This is a genomic window from Pseudescherichia vulneris, assembly GCF_902164725.1.
Classification (GTDB): domain Bacteria; phylum Pseudomonadota; class Gammaproteobacteria; order Enterobacterales; family Enterobacteriaceae; genus Pseudescherichia; species Pseudescherichia vulneris.
The window spans coordinates 2,307,769-2,314,398 of sequence record NZ_LR607338.1; the positions used below are offsets into that span (position 1 = coordinate 2,307,769).

Genomic DNA, 6,630 nt, shown 5'->3' on the forward strand with positions numbered 1-6,630 from the left:
GGGTTTTTATTATCAAAAATATTTTCGCAGGTACTCGGTCAGACAGAGTATCGCCATCGCCTGGCCATAGGGCATCGAGGTGAGCGGAATATTGCGGTAGAAATCCAGGTTAGACCCCATTCCAGTGCCGAAGGAGGTTTGCAGCAGCTCCCCTTCTGGCGAAATGTTATTCACAATTCCCTTAATCGCTTTATCCGCGACCTCAGCATACTCTGGCCCGACGTAGCGCTTGCGCACCGCTTTCAGAATACCGTAGGCAAACCCGGCGGTGGCCGACGCCTCAAGGTAGGAGTGCGGATCGTCCAGCAGGGTATGCCACAGGCCGCTGTCATCCTGGCACGTTGCCAGGGCGGCGATCTGCGCATTTAGCACCTGCACCAGGTAGCGGCGTACGGCGTTGTTTTCCGGCAGATCCACCAGCTCCAGGAAGTCCGGGATCACAATGGTCAGCCAGCTGTTGCCCCGCGCCCAGCGCGCCTGAGCAAAGTTGTGGTTGCCCTCGTAGCTCCAGCCGTGGAACCAGAGACCGGTCTGGCGATCCATCAGGTTCTGCACGTGCAGCAGGAACTGATACACCGCCTCTTCGACATACTCCGGGCGATTAAGCAGCTTGCCAATCTTCGCCAGCGGCAGCACGGTCATCATTAGCGTATCGTCCCACATCTGCTGGTGGTTCTCTTCCGCCAGTGTGATGTGCTGCATTCCGCCGTGTTCGGTGCGCGGCATCTCGTTCATCGCCCACTCGGCCCAACTCTCAAGCCACGGCAGGTAAGACGGATTGCGGGTCTCCTCATAGCGATACGCCAGGGTCAAAAACGGTGCCATGGTGTTGACGTTTTTGGTGGTAGCCCCTTCGGCAAAGCGGTCTGCGAACCAGCTATCAATGATCTCCCGCATCGTCTCATCGCCGGTCTGGCGATAGTATTGATACATGCCGTACAGCCCTACGCCGTGCGTCCACTCCCAGCCCGCCCAGCCTTTGGTATCAATGACGCGCCCGTCGTCTAGTCGCAGTAAAAACTCACCGGATGCATCCTGAATATTGACCAGATTATGGGTCACCTTCTGGATCAGTGCCTTCAGCTCGTCCCGGGCGATAAAGCGCGTCGGCTGACAGAGTAAAGGGCTATGTTTGACAGGGTAAACAATCATTTACTTAACCTCTTGCGTATTGAATTCATGGTCGGGGCGATCTTTCAGCGACGGCGCGGCAGGCTTGTTACGATTCAGATAGCCGATATTGTTGTTGCCCCACAGCGACTCGTAAGGCATTCCCGCTAGCATCTCAACGGTGGCCCGCGCCTGCGGCGTCACGGTCTCCGGCATAGCGCGGCCAGACTGGCGCATTTTGGCCGTCTCTTCCCGCAGCACGCTGTGGGTTTTCAGGTTCAGTTTGAAACGCAGCGACACCAGGAAACCACAGAACAGCACCGCCACCGTACCGAAGCAGAGGATCATCAGAATGGTGTGGCTAACCGACTCCGGCTGCGTTTTCTGACCGGAGACGAAGCCGGAGGCCTGCATGACGATCCCCACCAGCATCACTGCCCCGGCCTGGGAGGCTTTACGGGTTAAGGTCATGATGCCCGCGAAGATCCCTTCCCGGCGCTGGCCGGTGATCACCTCATCCACGTCAGAGATGTAGGTGTAGGTGTTCCACGGCACGTAGTTGATGCCCCCACGTCCGAGACCGGCAACGGCGGAAACCAGCAGCAGCAGGGAGTAGATGTCGCTCAGGCCCGCGTAGTAGAGCACGGCGTAGGAGATGGAACTGATGCCGAACAGCGTGACCACCATCCGGTAAGACGGTGCGGGTCCAAAGCGGATGCAGAGCGGGATCATGGCGATGACCGCAATGAACTGGAAGATAGCCATGGTGCCGAGCAGGTTAGAGGCCAGCGACGCCTCCTGCATCAGGACGAATACAACGTAGTAGGTAAAGACGGCGTTGAAAACGTCCTGGGCGATATAACCCCCAAGATACATACCCAGATGCTGACGGAAGATTTTGATGCGCAGGGTCGAACTGAGTTCGGTAAACAGGCGGGTCATGCTCTGACGAAACGTCAGGTGTTTCTTCTCCTCTTCGGCACGCAGGGCGGCCTCGGTCCACTCCTCACGCGGACGCTCCCAGGTGAAGAACCAGACGAAGGTCAGCATCAGGGCGCAAAGCACCGAGAAGACCAGGCTGGCGTAGAAGAAGGAGACCGGGTTGTCTTTACCAAAGTGGGTCAGCAGGATCCCCGGCAGGAACGAGGCGAGGATCGCCGACATCTGCGCCATACCGATACGCGCCCCGGAAAACTTGGTCTTCTGCTTGAAGTCGTCAGTCATCTCCGGCACCAGAGTCTCATACGGGACGAGGATCATGGTGTAGACGATATCGAACAGCAGATAGGTGAGCAGGTAGTACCAGAAGCCCATGTCGCCGACCCACATAATGGAGTAGCTAAAGACGCACGGGATGCCGAGCATGATAAAAAATTTACGTCGGCCAAAGCGTTTGCCCAGCCAGGTCGAACCGAAGTTATCGGTTAAAAAGCCCATTAGCGGGCTGACGACCGCATCCAGCACCCTTGCGGTGGCAAAGATGAAGGTGGCCTCGATAGGCGTTAAACCACAAAACGTTGTGTAGAAATAGAGGAGCCACGCAGCGGTCAACGCTGTCGTTCCGGCCCCCAAAAAGTCACCGGATCCGTAGGCGAGATAGTTCGCCAGTCCAATTTTACGTGTTTTCATTGCCGCCAACCCTTTTTGTTTTGGGAGTACTTACACGGCTAAAGTAAGAGGATGCGTTCAGATAAACCTTTCTGTTTCTGCCACTGCGCTGGCGCGGTTGGCAAAAATACAAAGAGTCTCACTACGTGTGTCACTGATTTATAAAACAGTGTTTCTTCTGCATCAAAAGGCGGGGTCAAAAATTGAGAGCCAGCCATCATAATCCCGCTGAAAACGGTGATGACTGGCGAAGAATGAAGCGCTTAGCGGTAGTTGACGATGACCTCATTGCGGCTAACCTTGAGGGCTGGCAGCAGACGTCCGCCGCCGGGCACTTCCCAGATAAAGCGCAGCGGCTCTGCGGCAGGAATGCCGTTGAAGGCGTGGGTCGTGCCGCTCTCTCCGTCCAGTTCCGTGCAGCGGATCTGCGAGCAGAGGCGCACCCGCAGCCCGGCCGGGGTCGGGCCGTTAAGCGTGTAGCGCCATGCCACCAGCGTCATCAGCCCGGAGACGGGCTGGGAGGAGACCAGCGGTCGGGACGACATCGACTCCCCCCGGTGGTTAAGGGTGATACCGATGCTGCTTGCCTGCCATGCCCCCTCACCTGCCGCGTGGGCCAGCAGCGGCAGCGTCAGCAGAAGACCTAACAATCTACGCACTATTTACCTCCAATGGTGGCGGTCATGCGGATGTTGCGGTTATCCGACAGCTCCATATTAGAGAGCACCACCAGCTGGGTCAGGCTACGGCGCAGGAAGCGCGACAGCAGCGGACGCAGGGCATGATTCACCAGCAGCACCGGCGGCGCGCCAAGCATCTCCTGACGGGCCAGCGCCTCCTGGGTCTGGGCCAGCAGGCGATCCGCCAGGCCCGGCTCCAGGCCGCCGCCGCCCTGCAACGCCTGCAGCAGCAGACGCTCAAGGGGCGTATCCAGACCGATCACCTGCACTTCGCCGGTGCCCGGGAACCACTGCTGAGTGATCGCCCGGCCCAGCGCCACGCGTACGACCGCGGTCAGCTCGTGCGGGTCGCTTTGGATCGGCGCATGCTCGGCCAGGGTCTCCAGAATGGTGCGCATGTCGCGAATCGGTACTTTCTCATCCAGCAGGTTCTGCAGCACCTTGTGCAGGGTGGTGAGGGTAACCACGCCCGGAACCAGATCTTCAGTGAGCTTCGGCATCTCCTGGCTCACGCGATCCAGCAACTGCTGCGCCTCCTGGCGGCCAAACAGCTCGGCGGAGAACTGGCCAATCAGGTGGTTAAGATGGGTCGCCACCACGGTGCTGGCCTCAACCACGGTATAGCCCTGGATCTGAGCCTGCTCTTTCAGGGCGCTTTCGATCCAGATCGCCGCCAGGCCAAAGGCCGGATCTATCGTCTGCTCACCGGGCAGGGTTCCCGCCGCCGTACCAGGGTTGATCGCCAGCCAGCGGCCCGGATAGGCCTCGCCGCTGCCGATCTCAACGCCCTTCATCAGAATACGGTAGCGCGCCGGCGGCAGATCCATATTGTCGCGAATGTGCACCACCGGCGGCAGGAAGCCCATATCCTGAGCAAATTTCTTACGGATGCTGCGGATACGTCCGAGCAGCTCGCCGTCCTGCTGGAAATCCACCATCGGGATCAGGCGGTAACCCACCTCCATACCGAGGGAGTCTTCCAGCTGCACGTCGTTCCAGGTGGCCTCTACCGCCTGGTTGTTCTCCGGCATCTTGATCGGCGCAGCCTCAACCGGGGCTTTCTGTTCACGTCCGCGCAGCCACCAGGCGAGGCCCAGCAGTCCGGCGGTAAAGAGCAGAAAGACAAAGTTTGGCATGCCCGGCACCAGGCCCAGCAGGCCCAGCACGGCGGCGCTCAGCAGCATCACGCGCGGGTTGCTAAAAAGCTGACCCACCATCTGCTGGCCCACGTCCTGATCGGTTGCCACGCGGGTCACGATCACGCCCGCTGCGGTGGAGATCACCAGCGCCGGGATCTGGGCGACCAGCCCGTCACCGATGGTCAGCAGGGTATAGCTCTCCGCCGCGTGGCCCATGTCCATGCCATGTTGCAGAACGCCCACCAGCAGACCACCGACGACGTTAATCACCATGATCAGGATGCCCGCGATGGCATCGCCGCGCACGAACTTACTCGCACCGTCCATGGAGCCGTAGAAGTCAGCCTCCTGGGTCACTTCCGAGCGGCGTTTTTTCGCCTCCTCTTCACCGATAATCCCGGCGTTGAGGTCGGCGTCGATCGCCATCTGCTTGCCCGGCATCCCATCGAGGACAAAGCGCGCACCGACTTCTGCGATACGCCCTGCACCCTTGGTGATAACCATAAAGTTGATGATGACAAGGATAACGAACACCACGATACCGATGGCAAAGTTACCGCCCACGAGGAAGTGGCCGAAGGCTTCAACCACCTTCCCCGCCGCCGCGCCGCCGGTATGGCCTTCCATCAGGATGATACGCGTGGAGGCGACGTTCAGCGCCAGCCGCAGCAGGGTGGTAAACAGCAGGATGGTCGGGAACGCGGCGAACTCCAGCGTGCGCTGGGTAAACATCGCCACCAGCAGCACCATGATGGAGAGCGCAATGTTAAAGGTAAACAGCAGGTCAAGGATGAACGCCGGGAGCGGCAGCACCATCATCGACAGGATGAGCAGAATCAGTATCGGTCCAGCAAGAATCTGCCATTGACCTGATTTCATGTTGCTGGGCAGACGCAACATCGTCACCAGATTATTCATCAGTGTCCTTCTCGTCGTTCATAAAATCCAGTGCTTCAGGCACCGGAAGATTGGCGGGTTTCACCGGCGCTTGCCCACCAGCGAGCTTCCAGCGTTTGAGCTGCCATACCCAGGCCAGCACTTCGGCTACCGCCGCGTAGAGCTGACCGGGGATCTGCTGGCCGACATCGGCATGGCGGTAGAGCGCACGCGCCAGCGGCGGTGCTTCCAGCAGGGGAATACGGTTTTCAGCGGCAATTTCACGAATGCGCAACGCCACCAGCCCGGCCCCTTTGGCCAGCACCTTCGGCGCACTCATCTTGTTCTCGTCGTACAGCAGCGCCACGGCGTAGTGCGTCGGGTTGGTCACCACCACGTTAGCTTTGGGCACATCCGCCATCATGCGGCGGCGGGCGGCGGCGCGCTGCATCTGGCGAATACGTCCTTTCACATGCGGGTCGCCTTCGCTCTGCTTGTGTTCATCGCGGATATCCTGACGGGACATGCGCAGCTTTTTGATGTGGCTGTAGATCTGCCAAATTACGTCAAAGCCCACCATCGGAATGATGCCCAGCACCACCAGCAGCACGCAGAGGCCCACCAGGTTAAGGGCGTTGCTCATGGCGGTCAGCGGCGACTCGCTCATCAGGCGCATCATCTCTGGCCACTTATGGGTCAGGTAGAGACCCGCCACGCCGCCCATCAGCACGGCCTTCAATACCGCTTTGACCAGCTCGGCACCGACCTGGGCCGAGAAGAGACGCTTTAGGCCACTGAGCGGGTTGAGCTTGGAGAACTGGAACTGCAGCGATTTGCCGCTAAACACCAGCCCACCGAGCAGAATCGGGGCGATCAGCGCCACCAGCACCACGCCGGTAATGAGCGGCAGCAGCGCGATCATCGCCTCTTTGATCAGCAGGACGGTTTGACCGAGGATCAGATGGGGATCGTTGACGATACCGTGGTCGAAGCGGAGGCCAGATGAGAGCAGTCCCGCCAGCCTACGGGCGAGCGACTCCCCCCCAATCCAGATCACACAGATGCCGACCACCAGGATCAGCAGCGATGTAAGCTCTTTGGAGCGGGGAACCTGCCCCTCCTCACGCGCCTTCTCTAGTCGGTGGGGTGTGGGGGCCTCTGTTTTGTCCTCGTTGTCTTCTTCAGCCACGCTAAATACTCGCGATACATTACGTCAC

5 protein-coding genes are annotated in these 6,630 nt (G+C 59.5%); all 5 read right to left on the minus strand.

The genetic code is table 11. The features are described 5' to 3' along the window. Positions 1 to 12: 12 nt before the first annotated feature. Positions 13 to 1,152 carry a beta-galactosidase BglB gene (gene bglB / locus FN633_RS09870; protein WP_042391372.1) on the minus strand — a complete coding sequence of 380 codons (1,140 nt, stop codon included), beginning with the start codon at positions 1,150 to 1,152 and terminating at the stop codon, positions 13 to 15. Next, positions 1,153 to 2,739 carry an MFS transporter gene (locus FN633_RS09875; protein ID WP_154057585.1) on the minus strand — a complete coding sequence of 529 codons (1,587 nt, stop codon included), beginning with the start codon at positions 2,737 to 2,739 and terminating at the stop codon, positions 1,153 to 1,155. It lies immediately after the preceding gene. Between the two features lie 242 nt (positions 2,740 to 2,981). Further along, complete coding sequence (gene flhE, locus FN633_RS09880; protein WP_154057586.1) at positions 2,982 to 3,380, minus strand: flagellar protein FlhE; 399 nt, start codon at positions 3,378 to 3,380, stop codon at positions 2,982 to 2,984. After that, the gene (gene flhA, locus FN633_RS09885; protein ID WP_154057587.1) at positions 3,377 to 5,455 is read right to left on the minus strand and encodes a flagellar biosynthesis protein FlhA; all 2,079 of its coding nucleotides are present in this window, start codon (positions 5,453 to 5,455) and stop codon (positions 3,377 to 3,379) included. Before flhA ends, flhE begins: the two co-directional genes overlap by 4 nt. Next, on the minus strand, positions 5,448 to 6,602 hold the full coding sequence (gene flhB / locus FN633_RS09890; RefSeq protein WP_144818579.1) for a flagellar biosynthesis protein FlhB: 1,155 nt from the start codon (positions 6,600 to 6,602) through the stop codon (positions 5,448 to 5,450). Before flhB ends, flhA begins: the two co-directional genes overlap by 8 nt. Positions 6,603 to 6,630 lie beyond the last annotated feature (28 nt).

Coding starts and splice junctions, on each gene's coding strand:
- bglB (WP_042391372.1), bottom strand. CDS start 1,152: ATGATTGTTTACCCTGTCAAACATAGCCCTTTACTCTGTCAGCCGACG.
- FN633_RS09875 (WP_154057585.1), bottom strand. CDS start 2,739: ATGAAAACACGTAAAATTGGACTGGCGAACTATCTCGCCTACGGATCC.
- flhA (WP_154057587.1), bottom strand. CDS start 5,455: ATGAATAATCTGGTGACGATGTTGCGTCTGCCCAGCAACATGAAATCA.